Genomic DNA, 18,143 nt, shown 5'->3' with positions numbered 1-18,143 from the left:
TCCTTTGGCTAGGTTGGACGATATTTTTCGTGCTTGGCGGCGTCACCTTTGGGGGTGGCGTTTTTGGTTTGGTCTCCTTGGGGGCCTGGCGATCGCCTTAGGGATTCAGTGGAGCAGCTATGGTTTAAGCTCAGACTTACTCACGCGGTTACCCCAAGCCCAAATTCATCCTTTGCCAGAAGTGCTCCAAGGGACGCCAGACCCGATAACTGCGGCAGATTACTTTGAGGCCGTCACCCCTTCCCCCCTGGGTCATTTGATTTGGTCGGAATTTCCAGTGAAGGTTTACGTGGCTCCTCTTGATCCCACTGTCAGTCCAGCGGCCCAACAACGCCAACAGCAATGGCAACGGGCCACCCTCGCGGCGATCGCCCAATGGCAAGCATACATACCGTTGTTAACGGTAGAAACAATAGAGACTGCGGATATCATCATTCAGCGGCAAGCCCCCCCAGCCCAAAGGGAGACCGACCCAGAAACGGGCAAAATTCGCTATTCCCTGGGCCGCAATGCCGAAACTCGCTACGAATTTTACATCGATGACCAAAATATCCTCCGCCACCGCATGACCATTCTGCTGAATGATCACCAAGGGGCGATCGCCACCCAAAACACCGCCTGCCATGAATTGGGCCACGCCCTTGGTATCTGGGGTCATAGTCCCAATGCTGCAGATGCGCTTTTCCCAAGACAAATGGGCACCCAAGCAAGGATCTCTGCCGCTGATATCAATACCCTCCGCAAAATTTACCAACAACCAACCCGCTTAGGTTGGCCAATGCCCCCTTTTGCCAATAAAAAACTTGCTGATCCCCACAGCCTTAAAGAAGGTCAATAATTTTCTTTTGTGAAGTATTATGAAGGCTTTTTCTGACTTTACAGTGGGCAGATGCCTATCCTATAGTTAAAGGCTAGAGAAAATTTTGAGGCAATCTACATGGCAAAAAAGAAACGTAAGACCACTGGCAAAAATGCTGTTACCCTATCCCTTACGTCCCAAGCCATCGATCGCCTTGCAGAAATGGCTCAAAAATCTGGCTTTTCCCGGTCTGCCTTTGTCGAGAACCTAATGGCGGGTACTGTCTCAATCACAGCACCGGAAGCAGAAAAGAATCTTTTGGTGTCCGTTGAAAACGAAGCCGAAGACACCGCAAAAGTACAAGTAGATTTGGCCGAAACCACTGCCGCTAATACCAAACCAACGGCCCCTGATCCCGATGCAGAATTAGCCCAAAAAGTTGCTTCTCAAGCGAAGATCATTGCCGATCTAGAAGTTAAATTAGCAGAGGCTTCTCCTCCCCTTAAACGGCCAGTGGCTCGTCCCAATACTGTCGAAAAATCAGCCCCGGCAGTCACCGATCAGTCTCCAAAAATCGCGGCCCTCGAAAAGCAAATTGCTGATCAAAAAAATCAGATTCAAGACTTAACAAAACAGTTAAATGAATCAGCAAAAAATCTTGGGGCGACCAACGAAAAAAATAAAGCATTGCAACAAGAACTTGACCAAGTCACGACCCAGTTTGAGAAAATTCAAAGCGAGAACAAAACCCTTGCCCAAACCCTTGAATCTCAGAAAGCAGAGATTGCTCAACTCCAGCAACAGGGGGTAGCGGCACGACAAGCCCAAACTGAACAAACCCAACTCCAGGAACGCCTTACGGCTCTGCAACAAGAAACAGCAACACTGCAACAGCAACTCCAGGCAGCCAGTACCGCTGAGGCAACGCTACAAAGCCAAATGACCCAGCAACGCCAGGCGATCGCTCAACTCGAACAGGCGCTACAGTCTAGTCGAGCACAAATAGCCGCCCAAGCTGACCAAGCCCAGGCGATCGCCAGTCTGAAACAGGCCCATGCGGATTTGCAGCAACAATACAAATTGCAAGGCGATCGCCTCCGCACCTTAGAAGCCCAGACTCACCAAGCGACAGGCGTTGCCAGCATCGGCGAATTCTATCTCAACCGTTGGCGTAAATACTAAGGCGTAAATACTAAAATGCGAATTTTTGTCCTTAGATGATCTCAAAATTTCAGTTCCCAGTGGATTCAATAATCTGCTGGGAACCTTTTTGGGTGTTTGGGGGGCTGATAATTGTTCCAAACTGAATGGAGCAAAACCACTCAATTTTAATCCTGGGAAATAATATTGATTTTCCAAGTCAAAGCGGATGATCGGACTCGAACCGACGACATTCAGCTTGGGAAGCTGACGTTCTACCACTGAACTACACCCGCGTAATTCGATTTAACAGTATATCCTGAACTTTTTCCCGGTAGCAAGCTTTTGACCATGGCGGCGCGAATGGCCTGGGTTTGACCAAAGATGCTGTACATCATTGCTTCGCGATAAAGACGTTGAGCCGGACTGGTGAGTAAATTTCCTGCTCCCCCGGACCAAGTAAGGGCAATTTGGGCGAAGGTTTGGGCCATTTGGATCACGCTTAGACGCAACGCCAATTGGGTTTGGAAACTTTCTGTTTGGGGTTCTTCAATGGCACAAAACAACTGATCATGCAGTACTTGCCAATGATCTTCTAGGGCCGCTAAATCATCAAATTCAGCCATTGCCAACCAATCGAGCACCCCGCGCGCGCAACCGAGGGCGAAAAAGCCATGGTGCAAAACCTGTTGGCGATCGCCTTTGTGAATCGTGCCGGGGGGCTGGATTACCAGAACATCTGTGGCAGGAACTAACCAATTTTGGAGTTTGACTGTCACCGTTTGGCTCACTCCCATGGCGGCGAGGGGGAGGGGTTGGCTACAAAAAATTTCTCCCTGCTCCGACTGTTGGCACGTTTTGAGGGGAATCAGGCCATACCATTCTGAACCGTCGGGTAATGTGGCTCCGGCGATCGCCCGTTGAAAAAAACCATAGCCTGTCACCCAAGGAATCGTCCCCGTTAAGCAATAACGATCACCCTGGGGCATCGCCTGTACTGCCGGTTCGCCCCGCCGCCGGAGATGGGAAAAGCCCACACCAATTTGCACATCCCCCCTGGCCATTTGGGGTAATAATCGTCGCTGCTCAGAGTTGCCAAATCGGGCAATGCGACTGGCCGCACTCTGGTGTTGGGTTTGCAGAAAAGCTAAAGCTCCCGAAGCCGCCGCCATTGCCACTGTGGCTTGGTAATATTCCATCGTGCTCAGCCCAGAACCCCCTAAATTTTCGGGCACCCGGAGCGCCAGGAGGTGGCGATCGCCTAGACTATCAAGGGCTCGACCGAGAGCCAGGGGATCTTGATCCAGCTTTTCCGCCTGGGGCGCAATCGAGAAACGGAGATATTCAGCTAAATTTTCCCAGGCAAACTGACCCATTGATCAAAAATAATTTAACCCTACTTTTTTACAGAGTCCCTGACCACTAGCATCCTCAATTTTGCGGTTGCCCTAATTCCCAAAGGAAACTAGAAGATGGCGGTACAATAACTAAAAATCTTAACCTAACACCCTTAACTTCCCCGTCAATCCACTCACCCAACCACCTATTTCCCAGGTTCCTATGGCACTCATCATTAGTACCGTCAACATGAAAGGGGGCGTTGGTAAAACCACCCTCACCGTCAACCTTGCCGCCTGCCTTGCCCGCCACCACAAAAAACGCGTACTTGTTGTTGATCTCGACTCCCAGATTAGTGCCACCCTCAGTTTGATGCCTCCCCAGGATTTTGCCCGGATCCGCAAAGGCCGCCGTACCATTAGCCATCTCATCGAAATGGCCATCAAGCCGACCCTCAAACAAAGCTTGGATATTAATGACATCATTTGTCCTTACATTGCCAACGTCCAGGGCTTAGACCTCCTTCCCGGTGACATTGAGCTTTATGACGAATATCTCGTCTCGGAAATGCTGCACCAAAAAGCCCATAAAGATCCCAGCCTAGACTTTCAAGCCATCTGGAACAATTTTGAGCTGGTCTTAATTCGTAAGATCCTGGCCCCGATAATGGATAAATATGATTTCATCATTATGGACTGTGCCCCCGGCTATAACCTGGTAACCCGGAGTGGTTTGGCCGCCAGCGACTTTTATATTTTGCCTGCCCGCCCCGAACCTTTGTCTGTGGTGGGAATTCAACTACTGCAACGGCGAATCCGTGCCCTACGGGATAGCCATCAGGATACTGACCCCAGAAATATCGATCCGATTAAATTAGATCTATTGGGCATCGTTTTTATTCTTTCTGGTGGGAGCCTGCTCAATCGCTACTATAACCAAGTGATGAAACGGGTTAGTGATGACTTTACCAGTACGCAAATTTTTAAGTACAAAATTCCCATGGATGTGAATGTCGCCAAGGCCCTGGATACATTTCAGCCGGTCGTTGTTTCGATGCCGAATACGGCTGGAGCGAAGGCATTTATGAAACTCACAGAAGAGTTCCTGGCGAAACTCAAGGAAGCGGGGGGCCTCGCAGAGCAGCGTCCTTCTCGAATTAACCTCGCGGACATTGAATAGACCTGGGCAAGCTCCCATTTTTTGGGGTATGGTCTTTAGCGGATAGTATTTATTCCTACAAATCTTAAAGTGCTATGACAGATCTGGCTGTACTTAAAACAAAAATTGACGCGATCAAAGGTAAACGAACAGTATTACTCAAGCTGCTTGAAAATCCGAATATTGGCACTCTGCGGCTCGATGTTAACCAAGCCCTCGAAGAATTAGATGAATTGATTGCGGAGTTGGATCAAACCCTGTAGGCCATGATCGCTAGGCACCTTTACGGATGAAATATTGGTACGAAACGATCGCCGTTAGCCAGAGAATCTTGCTGGAGTTGTGGCGGCGGCGACGGAGCTTAATTTTTTGGATTTTATTTCCGGTATCTCTCCTGTTCCTCAATGGATTTATTTTGGCGGAGCGGGCAGGTTTGAGCTTGGCTGAAGCCATGGAATTTGCCGCCCCCTCAACGCTGGTAGGGGCAGCCCTATTTTTTAGCTGCTTGGGGGGCAGTATTGCGACGGTGGTTTCGGAACGGGAACAACACACCCTCAAGCGTTTATTTATTTCTCCGTTGAGTGGGACGGCCTATTTTCTAGGAATTTTCCTGGCCCATTGTTTGATTGGGATTGGTCAGGCATTACTGGTCTTTGCGATCGCCATTTTTGTGGGCGCGACCTTCACGGGGTCGGTGCTGGTGGGCATTGGGATTATTTTCCTGAGTATCATCGCCTATGTGGGGGTCGGTTTTATTCTGGGTACCCAACTGGCGAAACGCACAGAGGATGTGAATGCTTTAGTTGCGACCTTCGGCGTACCGTTATTGATCCTTGGCGGCGCTTTTTTACCGACTTCTCTCTTCCCAGAGGCTTTGCTAAATGCGGCCCAATACAATCCGATTTTTCACATGAATGAAGCTTTAGTGGGTCTTTGGGCTGAGGGGGAAACCATCGGGGCGATCGCCAATCATCTGTGGTTTTTGGGCATCTTTGCCCTGGCGATGATTGGGGGCGGCTGGCTGTCCTATCGGCGGATGATCCAAGTGGAACGGCAATTGTAGACTTTAAGAAATTGTTTCAGTGACCGCTTGAACCCATTGGGACAAATTTACGACGGGAATCCCCTGCTGTGTGGCGCTAGATCGCTCAGGGGCGGTGTTATAACCCCAGTCCGCGAGAAACAGTTGCAAGGCACTTAATTCAGGTTGCTGTTGGACTTTTTCTAAGGTTTTGAGGCGATCTTCAATAAATAAAAAAGTCTCTACCCCTGGAGAAAGCAATTGTTTTAAAGTAGCGGTTTTGGGCTGTTTTTGCTCTTTGCCAAAAATCTGGGCCGCCGGGAAATCGACGTTTTGGTGCTGGAGTAACTGTCGCGTAAACCGGGCTTCCTTCGTCGTGATGATATAGGGCGTTGCGTCATTTTGCTGCAATAAATTTTGCAGTAAAGCTACCATTCCCGGATAAAAATGGTGTCGTCCGAGCCATTGATCTAACCGGGTTTGCAGTTGGCGATCGCGCACCTGATCAAGAGCTTCCATTAACTGGGTAGCACTGAGATTTTCCTGCTGGAGAGTTCGTTGAACAATGGCTGACCATGCTTGCCAAAGTTGAACCGTGGGAATGCCCTGCCGCAGCGCCCGCAAAAGAATAATCATTTCCCAACCTGTTTCGATCAGAGGGCGTAGATCATTGAAACTCCCCTGCAAGGTTGCCGTTGGGGTTATGGGTTCGTCCGGCCAAATTCTTTGGTAGCCAAGCGAAGCGGAATGGAAATATTCAGGACACCCGTCACAGATCACCCCGTCGAAGTCAAAGGCGATAATTGTTTTTGCTGCCATTAGTCAGGGATTTGGGCTTTCATGCGTTCGAGGGTCAGATTCATCTGGTCAAACATTTGTTGGGGGGTCATGCCAAACTGACCAAGCTGGGTTTTCATCTGCTCAACGGCCATTTGGGCCATAAAGTCATCGGAGAGTTCAAAGCGCTTCATGAAAATTTTGTAGCGATCCATGACGCTTTCCATCTGGTCAATGTACATTTTTTTGCCTTCCCGGTCGAACTTACCAAAGTCACTGCCGAGTTGGACTAAGTTTTGGTAGTCTTCAAATAAAGTTTTGGCTTCCTGCTGGACAATTTCTGAATCAAAAAATCCCATCATTACTCCTATGCACTGCTACGGCTTGGATAAGTTGCTCTACCATAGGGGGTGAGTGTCTTCCTTAAATTTTAGTGGAGGCATTTCCCGTCGCAAAGTATGGTTTTCCACATCTAAGCTGCCATGAAACAGGCGATCGCCAAATTTTTGACCCAGCCCAAAGACCGAAAAGTTGCTGTCGGTCTCGCCCTCCTTGGTTCGGTAACGCCCCTCTCCGGCGTCCACAAATTTTATGTCGGGCAACCAGTCTGGGGCGTTGTGTATATTCTCCTCTGGTCAACGCCGATCCCCCAAATTGCCTGTGCCATCGAAGCGGTCTGGTACCTACTGCAAGATTTTGACTCTTTCCAAGCCCGGTTTGGGTTAGCGAAAGCTCCAGCGTCTGACCAGGCGATCGCCGCTGTCCAACAAACTGCTGCCATTGCCGAAGCGCTCCGGGAACTCGAAAAACTTCGGGTGGAAGGTTTGATCACCGAATATGAGTTTGAGCAAAAACGCCGCCAGCTCTTGAATTAACAATCTAAACATGGGCGCGGAGAGAGGTGCTTATTGTGTATAATACCCAGACGATGGTGACTTAAGCATGGATATAAAGTAGAAAAAAAATGACAAGTTCCCAACAACGGGCCGCCTTGCAACGCCAGATCTGGCAAATCGCGAATGATGTACGCGGCTCAGTCGATGGCTGGGATTTTAAACAGTATGTGCTGGGGGCGCTGTTCTATCGCTTTATCAGTGAAAACTTTACTGGCTACATCGAAGCCGGTGACGACAGCATCCATTACGCTGAGCTGCCCGATAGCGTGATCACGCCCGACATTAAAGAAGATGCGATTAAAACGAAGGGCTATTTTATTTATCCTAGTCAATTGTTTGCTAATATTGCCGCGAGTGCTAATATAAATGAAAGCCTAAATACTGACCTAGCAGCAATTTTTGTGGCGATTGAGAGTTCGGCGAATGGCTACCCTTCTGAGAGGGATATCAAGGGGCTATTTGCGGATTTTGACACCACTAGCAACCGTCTCGGCAATACGGTTAAGGATAAAAACCTGCGGTTGGCGGCGGTGCTGAAAGGGGTGGCGGGACTGGATTTCGGGAATTTTGATGCCAGCCATATTGATTTGTTCGGTGATGCCTATGAGTTTTTGATCTCGAACTATGCGGCGAATGCAGGGAAATCGGGGGGCGAGTTTTTTACGCCGCAGCATGTGTCACGGTTGATTGCTCAGTTGGCGATGCACGGGCAAACCAGCGTGAATAAAATTTATGATCCTGCCTGTGGTTCGGGTTCGCTGCTGTTGCAGGCTAAAAAGCATTTTGATGCTCACCTGATTGAAGAAGGTTTTTACGGGCAGGAGATTAACCACACGACCTATAACTTGGCGCGGATGAATATGTTTTTGCATAACATCAACTACGACAAGTTCAACATTCAGTTGGGTAATACGTTGACTGATCCGCATTTTGGGGATGAAAAGCCCTTTGATGCGATTGTTTCTAATCCGCCCTATTCGGTGAAGTGGATCGGTAAGGATGATCCAACGCTAATTAATGATGATCGCTTTGCGCCTGCGGGGGTACTTGCGCCAAAGTCTAAGGCTGATTTTGCGTTTGTGTTGCATTGTTTGAGTTATTTATCGAGTAAGGGACGGGCGGCGATTGTTTGTTTCCCCGGTATTTTTTATCGAGGTGGCGCTGAGAAGAAAATCAGAAAGTATTTGGTCGATAACAACTATGTGGAAACGGTGATCGCCCTTGCGCCGAATTTGTTTTTTGGGACGACCATCGCGGTGACGATTTTGGTGTTATCGAAGCATAAGCTGGATACTAAAACCCAGTTTATTGATGCGAGTGGGTTGTTTAAAAAGGAAACGAACACGAACACCCTGACGGATGAGCATATTGGGAAAATTTTGGGGGTGTTTGAGAGTAAGGAAAATGTTGATTATTTTGCGAAATCTGTGACCTTTGAGGAGATTACGGCGAATGATTACAATTTGTCGGTGAGTAGTTATGTGGAGCCGGAGGATACGCGGGAGAAAATTGATATAAACGAGCTTAATGCTGAGTTAAAAACGACGGTAGCGAAGATTGATCGCCTGCGGGCTGAGATTGATGAAATCGTGGCGGAGATTGGGGAATGAGTGATATGAATTTTCTGGAAAGGTTGTTGGATGGGGCGGCGGTGGAGTGGAAGCCATTGGGGAATATAGCAACATTACAGCGCGGTCGAGTAATGTCAAAAGGTTATCTAGTTAATAATGCAGGAAGCTATCCCGTATTTAGCTCCCAAACTGCAAATAACGGCATAATCGGTAAAATCAATACATTTGATTTTGATGGGGAGTTTATTAGCTGGACAACTGACGGAGCTAATGCAGGCACTGTTTTTTATCGAAATGGAAAGTTCTCGATTACAAACGTTTGTGGGCTAATAAAAATCAATGACGAATTAAACCTTAATTATAAGTTTTTATTTTATTGGTTAACAATTGAGGCGCAAAAGCATGTTTACTCCGGCATGGGTAATCCTAAGCTAATGAGTCATCAAGTTGAAAAAATTCCGATCCCTATACCATGCCCCGATCGCCCTGATCGCTCCCTTGCCATTCAAGCGGAAATCGTGCGGATTTTGGACACTTTTACAGAACTGACTACAGAACTGACTACAGAACTGACTGCACGCCGAAAACAATATAACTACTACCGCGATCGCCTGTTGAATTTTAAAGAAGGTGAAGTGGAGTGGAAGACGTTAAAGGAAGTGGCTCTTGATTTTGGTCGTGGAAAATCAAAACATCGTCCGAGAAATGATCCGAAATTATATGGTGGAAATATTCCATTTATTCAAACAGGTGATATTAGAAACGCATCTCACATTATTCAGACATACAGTCAGACATATAGTGAGATCGGTTTAAAACAAAGTAAATTGTGGCCTAAAGGAACTTTGTGCATTACTATCGCAGCCAATATTGCAGAAACCTCAATTCTAGGATTTGATGCTTGTTTCCCTGATAGTGTTATTGGTTTTGTGGCAAATCCAGAGAAAACCACATCAGATTATGTGGAATATCTCTTGTCATCCCTTAAAACTAAGCTGGAGAAAAAAGGGCAAGGAAGTGCTCAAAGCAATATAAATTTAGGTACATTTAAAAGTCTTAGATTTCCTTTTCCTCCCCCTGAAGAACAAGCCCGCATCGTTGCAATCCTCGACAAATTCGACACCCTCACCACCTCCATCAGCGAAGGCTTACCCCGTGAAATTGAACTGCGGCAAAAGCAATATGAGTATTACCGCGATCTGTTATTAAACTTTCCACCCCCTCTAACTCCCTCTTAATCGGAGAATCTTGTCCCCTCCCTTCATAGGGGAGGGCTAGGGAGGGGTAAAACACTCTCAGGACACAGCAAAATGAAGCAAATTTTCAACAAAACCGAATACAAAACCCGCCGCCAAACACTCCGCAACAACATGACCGAACCCGAAAAAAAACTATGGCAAATCCTGCGCGGCAAACAAATGGGCGTAAAATTTCGCCGACAGCACGGCATCGGGCACTATATTGCTGATTTTTATTGCCCCGAATTAAAAATTGTCATCGAAGTCGATGGCGACAGTCATAAATCAGCCGAAGCACAAACCTATGACGCGATCCGCACTGATTTTATGGCTTCATTAGGTATTACTACTTTACGATTCACCAATGACGAAGTGATACACAATATTGAGGGCGTTCATCAGCAGCTTACGCAATACTTACCCCCTCTAGCTCCCCCTTAAGAAGGGGGAGAACAAGAAAGCTTGTCCCCTACTCTTTTCAGGGGAGGGCTAGGGAGGGGGTCAAGGCGATCATGCTGGCACAAATAAATAGAAACTATCCTGAACATCAGCTTTTACAGTTACAGATAACATAAAAATAAAAACGATGATTAATCAATATCAAGTCCGTTTATTTCACAATGGACGCAATCAAACCCTAAACATTCCCCACGCCTTTGAAATGCCGAGTGATGATGTGGTCATTCGCAAAGAAGGCGAGAAATTGATTATTGAACCTTGTAAGAAAAAGTCCTTATTAGAATTGTTGGCGACCCTGCCAGACATTGATGAAGACTTTCCAGATATTGATCAAGGCTTACCGCCCCTTGATGATATTCAATTTTAGCAATGACCTATCTCTATCTGTTGGATACAAATATCATTTCAGATTTGGTCAAGCATCCATCTGGAAAAATCGCCCAACGCATTGCCGAAGTTGGCGAGGCGAAGATCTGCACAAATATCGTTGTTGCCGCAGAGTTACGGTTTGGCGCAGAAAAAAGTGGATCACTCCGTTTAAAACAACAAGTCAATCAAATCCTTGAAGTGATGCCCGTTTTGCCCCTTGAGTCACCCGTTGAATTTTATTACGCCGAGATTCGCACCTATTTAGAAAGGGAAGGAATACCAATTGGTGCAAATGATTTACTGATTGCAGCCCATGGGTTGGCTTTGAATTTAACCGTGGTTACCGCAAATCAACGTGAATTTTCGCGTGTGCCAAATTTGGCTGTGGAAAATTGGCTCTGAGCCATCCAAACATAATTTCATCTAAAAAATCAAATCATGACCGACTATAAGGCGATCGCCGAATCCAAGAACTTTATAATTCTCGATAAATACAGCAAAAAATTAAGAGTTAAGGAAAGCTACCAAAGCGAATACGATTTAGAGAGCGAATTTATTCAGGATCTAATCCAGCAAGGTTATGAATACCTGCCCAACGTCACCAATCCCCAAGCAATGCTAGCCAATGTGCGTGAGCAATTGCAAACACTCAATGATGTGCAGTTTACCGATAGTGAATGGCAACGTTTTGTCGAAACCTATTTAGATAAACTGAGCGACGGTATCACCGATAAAACTCGCAAAATTCATGATGACTATATCCATGATTTTGTCTTTGATAATGGTCGCATTCAAAACATCTACCTACTTGATAAAAAGAACCTTGCCCGTAATAAAGTCCAAGTCATCAAGCAAATTCAACAAAAAGGAACCCAAGCCAATCGCTACGATGTAACCATTCTGGTCAACGGTTTACCGCTAGTACAAATAGAACTAAAAAAACGCGGTGTAGCAATTCGTGAAGCCTTTAACCAAGTCCATCGCTACAGCAAAGAAAGCTTTAATACAGAACATTCCTTATATAAATATTTACAGCTATTTGTGATTTCTAATGGCACTGATACCCGCTACTTTGCCAATACCACCCAGCGGAATAAAAATAGCTTTGACTTCACCATGAACTGGGCGAAAGTCGATAATAGCCCGATTAAAGATCTAAAAGACTTTACCGCCACCTTTTTTCAAAAAAACACCCTGCTCAATGTGCTGTTGCAGTACTCGGTGTTTGATGTGAATAACACTCTACTGGTGATGCGCCCCTACCAAATTGCCGCTACCGAACGCATTTTATGGAAAATCAATAGCTCCTATGAGGCCAAAAACTGGAGCAAACCAGAAAGCGGTGGCTATATCTGGCACACCACAGGCTCCGGCAAAACCCTAACCAGCTTCAAAGCGGCACGGCTGGCGACGGAGTTGGAGTTTATCGATAAGGTGTTTTTTGTGGTGGATCGTAAAGACCTCGACTACCAGACCATGAAGGAATACCAACGCTTTTCCCCCAATAGCGTCAATGGTTCTGATAGCACTGCGGGGCTGAAGCGAAATTTGGAAAAGGATGACAACAAAATCATCGTCACCACCATCCAGAAACTCAATAACCTGATGAAGTCCGAAAGTGACCTAGCTAGCTATAACCAGCAGGTCGTATTTATTTTTGATGAATGCCACCGCAGCCAGTTTGGGGAAGCCCAGAAGAACTTACAGAAAAAATTTAGGCGATTTTATCAGTTTGGATTTACTGGCACGCCGATTTTTCCCAAAAACGCTTTGGGCGCAGACACCACCGCCAGCGTATTCGGGCGTGAATTACATTCCTATGTGATCACCGATGCAATTCGTGATGAGAAAGTACTGAAGTTCAAGGTGGACTACAACGATGTGCGCCCACAATTTAAAGCCATTGAAACCGAGCAAGACGAGCAAAAACTGAGCGCCGCCGAAAACAAACAAGCCCTGTTACACCCAGAGCGTATCCGTGAGATTGTTCAATACATCTTGAATAATTTCCGCCAAAAAACGCACCGCTTACAAGGAGGTGACAAAGGCTTTAATGCCATGTTTGCCGTGAGCAGTGTGGACGCTGCCAAACTGTATTACGAAACGTTTAAGCAGTTACAACAAGACAGCGATCGCCCCCTAAAAATTGCCACTATCTTTTCCTTTGCCGCCAATGAAGAACAAGCAAGCATCGGCGAAATCTTAGATGAAAGCTTTGATGTCTCCGCCATGAACAGCAGCGCCAAAAAATTTTTAAGCATGGCGATCGCCGACTATAACGCCCTGTTCAAAACCAACTTCAGCGTAAATAGCAAGGATTTTCAAAATTACTACCGCGACCTAGCTAAGCAAGTAAAAGCGAAAGAAATTGACCTGTTGATCGTGGTGGGGATGTTCCTCACAGGCTTTGATGCGCCTACCCTCAATACCCTGTTTGTGGACAAAAACCTGCGCTATCACGGTTTACTACAAGCCTATTCACGCACCAACCGCATTTATGATGCGACCAAAACCTTTGGTAATATCGTTACCTTCCGCGATTTAGAACAAGCCACCATTGATGCTATTACCCTGTTTGGCGATAAAAATACCAAAAACATGGTGCTGGAAAAAAGCTATCAGGAATACATGGAAGGCTTTACCGATTTAGTGACGGGTGAAGCACGGCGTGGCTTTGGGTCGGTAGTGGCAGAATTAGAGCAACGTTTCCCCAACCCTGACGAAATTGTTTTAGAAAAAGACAAAAAAGACTTTGCTAAGTTGTTTGGCGAATACTTGCGCGTTGAAAATGTACTGCAAAACTACGATGAATTTGCCAGCCTAAAAGCCTTACAACAGGTCGATATAGATGACCCGGCGGCGGTTGAAGCCTTTAAAGCAGAACACTATTTGAGTGATGAAGACTTAGTGACCCTGCAAGCTATCAAGGTTCCTGGCGATCGCACCATTCAAGATTATCGCTCCACTTACAACGATATCCGCGACTGGTTACGCCGCAAAAAAGCTGCTGAAGCCCAACAGAAATCCACTATCGATTGGAATGATGTAGTTTTTGAGGTGGATTTACTGAAATCCCAAGAAATTAACCTGGATTACATCCTGGAGCTGGTCTTCGACCACAACAAGAAAACCAAGAGCAAAGCTGACCTCGTTGACGAAGTACGCCGAGTTATTCGCGCTAGCCTTGGTAACCGTGCCAAGGAGAGTCTATTGGTAGATTTTATTAATCAAACTGATCTTGACCAAATTGATGATAAAGCTAGCGTGGTCGAAGCTTTCTATGCTTTTGCCCAAGCTGAGCAGCAACAGGAGGCGGCAAAGCTGATTACCGCCGAGAGCCTAAATGTGGAAGCAGCTAGGCGTTACATCACCACCTCTTTAAGGCGGGAGTTTGCTAGCGAACATGGCACTGAGCTCAACGCCATTCTGCCCAAGATGAGTCCACTGAATCCACAGTATCTGACCAAAAAGCAAAGCGTGTTCCAGAAAATCGCTGATTTTGTTGAGAAGTTCAAAGGTGTGGGGGGACAGGTTTAGGCTAATCTTTGACTCCATCTTGGGCGATCGCCTGTTGTTTAATCAAGCGTTGCACCGCCATCAATGCTCGGTTTAGTTCTACATTTTGGCGTTGGGGATTTTCCAGATAAGCCCTTTGCTCCTGCTCGATCATCAACACATCCTGTTCCACAAGGCCGTCGAGTAACCCCTTTGCCGCATTAAAACAGAGATCCTTTACCCAACGGCGAAACGGCACAGGTAGCTTGTGGAGTCGCCAAAAGGCATTAAGGGAAGTGAAATGCAACAAGTAAGCGCGGGTGCGGCTGCTGTGGGTCGGACAAAACAAGCACATAATCTTAAAATCATTCCCCAAGGTCGCGCTCCAGTTGGGGTAAACATAGCTCACATCCAACGGTTCCGGGTGCAGCTTGCGCAGGGCCGGAAAAAACAATTGGGAGATCGACCAAATCTTATCAATTTTGTAATAGCTCTGGGCTTCGTAGTGGGCATCTACCCGCTGCTCAGTCACCTGGATATCCTCTAACTTTGCCGAGGCCCACGCTTGGTAATTGTCATGAAGGTGACCGTGGTACATATCCATCAAGTTTTCAATGAGATAGGAAAAATGTCCCTCACAGTCAATGGTTGTGACGCTGACGATGTAGTTTAAATGCTCCCATTCTGGAATCGGCAACGGTTGAATGGCTTCGTCGGTTAAACGTTCGGGATCCCCCGGAAAAACCCAAATAAAACCATCCTGTTCCCGCACGGGGAGGGTGCGAATCTTACAAGCAGGCCGTTTTTGATTTTCCGCGAGATAGGGCACATGGGCACAGGTTCCAGACGCATCAAACTGCCAGCCATGGTAGGCACATTCCAAGTTATCCCCAACCACTTGGCCAGAACTGAGTTTCACTTGGCGGTGGGGACAGCGGTCTTCGAGGGCTTGGACTTGACCGGCTTGATCCCGGTAGAGCACAAAATCTTCATTCCAGAGGGTAAAACCCAAGGGCTGATCCGTTAACTCGGCACTGCGAGCCGCCACATACCAATGGTTTTTGTTGATGCCACAGGCGCGCACATCAAGCTTTTGGGGGGTCACAGAATTCGAACTAGCAACGGCTTGGGGGTGGCGATTGTGCATGGGGAAGGGGAGTACCGGAGGATATTTTAATTCTAAAATTTAACTGATAAAAACGCGACGTGGGGTTTATGGGTATGTAAATTTCTTTGCCAAACTGAAGCAATACAGAGGGATTGCCACCTGTTATGACAAAACTAGCAGAGACGTTTTTCAGTGCTGTTTACATGGTCTCTTACATCATCTGGCTTATTTAATGACACGCCCTAGGTTATCTGAAGATCCTCTGTAATGCTCTTCTTCCCGACCAAGTCTACCGTGCCAAACACCTGAAAGACCTTATTGAAACGACTCCGATAGAGATTGATGGCTGCGATCCTACTGTGATATCGACGAACAAGTTATGTTGATTTGACCACTTATGCAAATCAATTTACATATCCACTTGGCTTAATCCCTACAATATTTTCTCAGACATCTTTTTATTAGGTAAGATGAGCTTGGAAAAATAAAAATCTGGCAAGTGTCTAGTACGCATGAACGATTTCTTGCTTGTGAAACACGCCTATTATATTTTTTCTCGTAATGATGAGGAACTTTATGTGAAGAGTAAGGAACAAGGTTTCACTTTAATAGAATTGCTGACTGTTCTCTCCATAGTTGGTATTTTATCGGTAATTGCGGTGCCCATAATCAGGTGGATTAATAATCCGCTACAAAATGCAACATATCAAGTTAGTGGTCTTTTGTCACAGGCACGGTCACGGGCGATCGCCGTATCCTCAGCATTAAGAATTCGTCCAGATCCCCAAGATCCCAAACGCCTACTACTTGTAGAAACATCTGACACCCGTAGCTGTGACACGAGTTCAACTGAGCTTGCAGCAAATGCAACAACGACTTCCCAGGAGTTAAAAGTTGTTTCTGTACAAGGATTTGCACCTGGTGACTATCTCACAATAGGCAGTGACGAAAACGAAAATATTGTTTTGACCACTGATAGTCGTCTTTCTACAATAACGCTCGGTAAGCCCCTTGGCACAGTTCAAAACAGTGGTGCAGAGATCGGCATTCTTAAAACCTGGAGAAATGACCGTACATTTTTTGATGAAGATCTAGAATTTTCCGATAACATCGCCATGAAAAGCAATCTTGGCGATGATTGGGAGCTTTGTTTTGATAGTCGTGGGATTGCCACTATTAGTGACAGCGATGGTGTGAGCAAAGAAGATTTAGAAATCACGCTAGTTAATGAAAAAAACAACAATGTCTGGAAAGTCATCGTCTTTCAAGGAGGCATGATTGATTCAGTCATAGTTCAAGTATCGGAAGGAAAAATTATTGAATCTTCCCCAGATCTTCCTTCGAATCCACCAGAAAATAACGAAGAAGAAACACCAATTGAAGTATCGACTGAAGAAAATAATGATGTAGCATCAGAAGCCGAACTTGAAGTGGAGATCGATCAAGGGATCATGACTATTGATGTAGTAACTGATGGAGCGAATTCTCAAAATCAAGCATCATCATGTAAAGGACTTACTGGGCAGGAGCGGTCTCAATGTGAGTCTGATGGAGCGAATTCTCAAAACCAAGCAGGAAACCAGGCCTCGTCATGTAATGCACTTACTGGGCAGCAGAAGGAAATATGTCTGGGGGTCAATTGACATCCATAAATTTTAAAACAAAATTTAAATTAGTAATTCTTGGCTTTTTGGGGAATCTAAAACGCACCAGAACTTTTGCCATAATCATACTTTCTGCTTGGTTTATTTCTAAGCTGAAATCTTTTATAAAAGCAAAAAAGCATATACTGTTTTATTTAGTAAATCATGTGTTTTATTCAAAAATTTAGTTGGTGATTTTTAAATGTTTAACTATAATCCAGTAAAAATACATCAACAGCTCTTACTCAAGAAACACTGCAGTAAAGGTTTTTCTTTGATTGAAGCGATGGCTGCACTAGCTGTTTTTACCATTATCTTTGCGGTCTCTGCACCTCTGTTTTTCACGCAACAAAAAAGCAATATCGACAGCGAAGTTCGGACTGGTGCAGTCTCATTATCTCAACAAATACTCGACACAATTCGGGCAGACATCAGTATTCCTAAAAAAGTTGAAGATAAACCAGGCAGGAGTTTAGGTAAAGAATATAACTATAATCTATACATATGCACCAAAGAAATCGAAACTACAGATGATGGCTCCATTGACTGTAGTACAGAGAAAGATCCCAGTAATCCGATAAGATATATATTACTAGAAGTAGAATACAATGAAAACAAAGTTTATACAGTGGAAACCGTCTACACTGCCCTTCGATAAAAGCGCATTAAAACTCTATCTCAACCTACTTACTTTTCAGAAACGAAAGAGTAAAGATGGCTTTACCCTGGCTGAACTTTTAGTAGGATTGTCAATTGGTTTTTTGGTAGTTAGCTTAGCCCTTTTTGGTAGTCTGCTTAATCGCCAAGTTTTTGTTAATGATAAACTGCTGAAGCCAGCCTCAATTTGAGAGTTGAGGGCATTCGTCAAACATTTACAGGTTACAACACACCGAGTGGCGCACCTCCAGAATCAGTTGAAGCCTGTTTAGATGACAATTCTAATAATGACGGTTCGGGAGACTTTGGATGTGAGATTGAAACATTTCGGCAAAGCTCGAGGGATCAATCACCTTTTGAGTCTGCTTCATCTCAGTACAGGACAAAAACTTGAAAAGGATAGAGGGAGAGGGTTTGATAGGAATTAGAAGATAACCAAGCAAACCCTCATGAGTCAGATTAGCGAAATTCGCG

Annotated in this window: 19 protein-coding genes and 1 tRNA gene; 15 read left to right on the top strand and 5 right to left on the bottom strand. The window is 45.7% G+C overall.

Translation table 11 applies throughout. The annotated features are described in order from the left end of the window. Positions 1–4: 4 nt before the first annotated feature. Both AACT35_RS05845 and AACT35_RS05840 read left to right on the top strand, forming a co-directional pair. A complete protein-coding gene (locus tag AACT35_RS05845; protein ID WP_254048005.1) occupies positions 5–838 on the top strand; it encodes a matrixin family metalloprotease in 834 nt (277 codons plus the stop codon). Between the two features lie 99 nt (positions 839–937). Beyond that, positions 938–1,981: a hypothetical protein gene (locus AACT35_RS05840; RefSeq protein ID WP_099239181.1), complete on the top strand. Its 1,044-nt coding sequence runs from the start codon at positions 938–940 to the stop codon at positions 1,979–1,981. 182 nt (positions 1,982–2,163) lie between these two features. On the opposite strand, the gene AACT35_RS05835 is transcribed toward AACT35_RS05840, so the two are convergent. After that, a tRNA-Gly gene (locus tag AACT35_RS05835) sits at positions 2,164–2,235 on the bottom strand. Beyond that, positions 2,215–3,315 carry an acyl-CoA dehydrogenase family protein gene (locus AACT35_RS05830; RefSeq protein ID WP_099239179.1) on the bottom strand — a complete coding sequence of 367 codons (1,101 nt, stop codon included), beginning with the start codon at positions 3,313–3,315 and terminating at the stop codon, positions 2,215–2,217. Before AACT35_RS05830 ends, AACT35_RS05835 begins: the two co-directional genes overlap by 21 nt. 184 nt (positions 3,316–3,499) lie before the next feature. Between AACT35_RS05830 and AACT35_RS05825 the strand changes: the two genes are divergently transcribed. The 3 genes from AACT35_RS05825 to AACT35_RS05815 all read left to right on the top strand — a co-directional run bounded on the left by AACT35_RS05825 (position 3,500) and on the right by AACT35_RS05815 (position 5,498). Continuing rightward, positions 3,500–4,456: a ParA family protein gene (locus AACT35_RS05825; protein ID WP_099239177.1), complete on the top strand. Its 957-nt coding sequence runs from the start codon at positions 3,500–3,502 to the stop codon at positions 4,454–4,456. A gap of 74 nt (positions 4,457–4,530) precedes the next feature. Further along, a complete protein-coding gene (locus tag AACT35_RS05820; protein WP_012307838.1) occupies positions 4,531–4,698 on the top strand; it encodes a hypothetical protein in 168 nt (55 codons plus the stop codon). Positions 4,699–4,724: 26 nt separating this feature from the next. Then, positions 4,725–5,498: an ABC transporter permease gene (locus tag AACT35_RS05815; protein WP_012307839.1), complete on the top strand. Its 774-nt coding sequence runs from the start codon at positions 4,725–4,727 to the stop codon at positions 5,496–5,498. A 3-nt stretch (positions 5,499–5,501) separates the two neighbouring features. Here AACT35_RS05815 and AACT35_RS05810 read toward each other — a convergent pair whose 3' ends face one another. Then, a complete protein-coding gene (locus tag AACT35_RS05810; protein ID WP_099239175.1) occupies positions 5,502–6,275 on the bottom strand; it encodes an HAD family hydrolase in 774 nt (257 codons plus the stop codon). Beyond that, the gene (locus AACT35_RS05805; RefSeq protein WP_012307841.1) at positions 6,275–6,592 is read right to left on the bottom strand and encodes a DUF1825 family protein; all 318 of its coding nucleotides are present in this window, start codon (positions 6,590–6,592) and stop codon (positions 6,275–6,277) included. Before AACT35_RS05805 ends, AACT35_RS05810 begins: the two co-directional genes overlap by 1 nt. A 123-nt stretch (positions 6,593–6,715) precedes the next feature. Here AACT35_RS05805 and AACT35_RS05800 point away from each other — a divergent pair, with 123 nt between their 5' ends. From AACT35_RS05800 to AACT35_RS05770, 7 genes are all read left to right on the top strand, one after another. Next, positions 6,716–7,108, top strand: a complete 393-nt coding sequence (locus AACT35_RS05800) for an SHOCT domain-containing protein (protein ID WP_099239173.1) — start codon at positions 6,716–6,718, stop codon at positions 7,106–7,108. A 116-nt stretch (positions 7,109–7,224) separates the two neighbouring features. Further along, positions 7,225–8,739 (top strand): type I restriction-modification system subunit M, encoded by a 1,515-nt coding sequence (locus AACT35_RS05795; RefSeq protein WP_254048004.1) that lies wholly within the window; start codon positions 7,225–7,227, stop codon positions 8,737–8,739. Next, on the top strand, positions 8,736–9,938 hold the full coding sequence (locus AACT35_RS05790; RefSeq protein ID WP_173867238.1) for a restriction endonuclease subunit S: 1,203 nt from the start codon (positions 8,736–8,738) through the stop codon (positions 9,936–9,938). Before AACT35_RS05795 ends, AACT35_RS05790 begins: the two co-directional genes overlap by 4 nt. A 72-nt stretch (positions 9,939–10,010) precedes the next feature. After that, positions 10,011–10,379 (top strand): endonuclease domain-containing protein, encoded by a 369-nt coding sequence (locus AACT35_RS05785; protein WP_065711139.1) that lies wholly within the window; start codon positions 10,011–10,013, stop codon positions 10,377–10,379. A 145-nt stretch (positions 10,380–10,524) separates the two neighbouring features. Beyond that, positions 10,525–10,764: an antitoxin gene (locus AACT35_RS05780; RefSeq protein WP_065711140.1), complete on the top strand. Its 240-nt coding sequence runs from the start codon at positions 10,525–10,527 to the stop codon at positions 10,762–10,764. A gap of 2 nt (positions 10,765–10,766) precedes the next feature. Beyond that, positions 10,767–11,168 (top strand): type II toxin-antitoxin system VapC family toxin, encoded by a 402-nt coding sequence (locus AACT35_RS05775; RefSeq protein WP_065711141.1) that lies wholly within the window; start codon positions 10,767–10,769, stop codon positions 11,166–11,168. A gap of 36 nt (positions 11,169–11,204) precedes the next feature. Further along, positions 11,205–14,303 carry an HsdR family type I site-specific deoxyribonuclease gene (locus AACT35_RS05770; RefSeq protein WP_099239169.1) on the top strand — a complete coding sequence of 1,033 codons (3,099 nt, stop codon included), beginning with the start codon at positions 11,205–11,207 and terminating at the stop codon, positions 14,301–14,303. Position 14,304: 1 nt separating this feature from the next. Here the strand turns inward: AACT35_RS05770 and AACT35_RS05765 are convergent, their stop codons facing one another. Continuing rightward, positions 14,305–15,408, bottom strand: a complete 1,104-nt coding sequence (locus AACT35_RS05765) for an aromatic ring-hydroxylating dioxygenase subunit alpha (protein WP_099239167.1) — start codon at positions 15,406–15,408, stop codon at positions 14,305–14,307. A gap of 473 nt (positions 15,409–15,881) precedes the next feature. Between AACT35_RS05765 and AACT35_RS05760 the strand changes: the two genes are divergently transcribed. From AACT35_RS05760 to AACT35_RS15805, 3 genes are all read left to right on the top strand, one after another. After that, positions 15,882–17,012, top strand: a complete 1,131-nt coding sequence (locus AACT35_RS05760; protein WP_099239165.1) for a prepilin-type N-terminal cleavage/methylation domain-containing protein — start codon at positions 15,882–15,884, stop codon at positions 17,010–17,012. Between the two features lie 202 nt (positions 17,013–17,214). Continuing rightward, on the top strand, positions 17,215–17,670 hold the full coding sequence (locus AACT35_RS05755; protein ID WP_099239163.1) for a type IV pilus modification PilV family protein: 456 nt from the start codon (positions 17,215–17,217) through the stop codon (positions 17,668–17,670). Further along, the gene (locus tag AACT35_RS15805) at positions 17,621–17,860 is read left to right on the top strand and encodes a prepilin-type N-terminal cleavage/methylation domain-containing protein (RefSeq protein WP_143596779.1); all 240 of its coding nucleotides are present in this window, start codon (positions 17,621–17,623) and stop codon (positions 17,858–17,860) included. The genes AACT35_RS05755 and AACT35_RS15805 overlap by 50 nt, the downstream gene beginning before the upstream one ends. Positions 17,861–18,143 lie beyond the last annotated feature (283 nt).

This window comes from Synechococcus sp. BDU 130192 (assembly GCF_963876085.1).
GTDB lineage: Bacteria > Cyanobacteriota > Cyanobacteriia > Cyanobacteriales > MRBY01 > MRBY01.
This window is presented reverse-complemented; position numbering and strand designations above follow the sequence as displayed.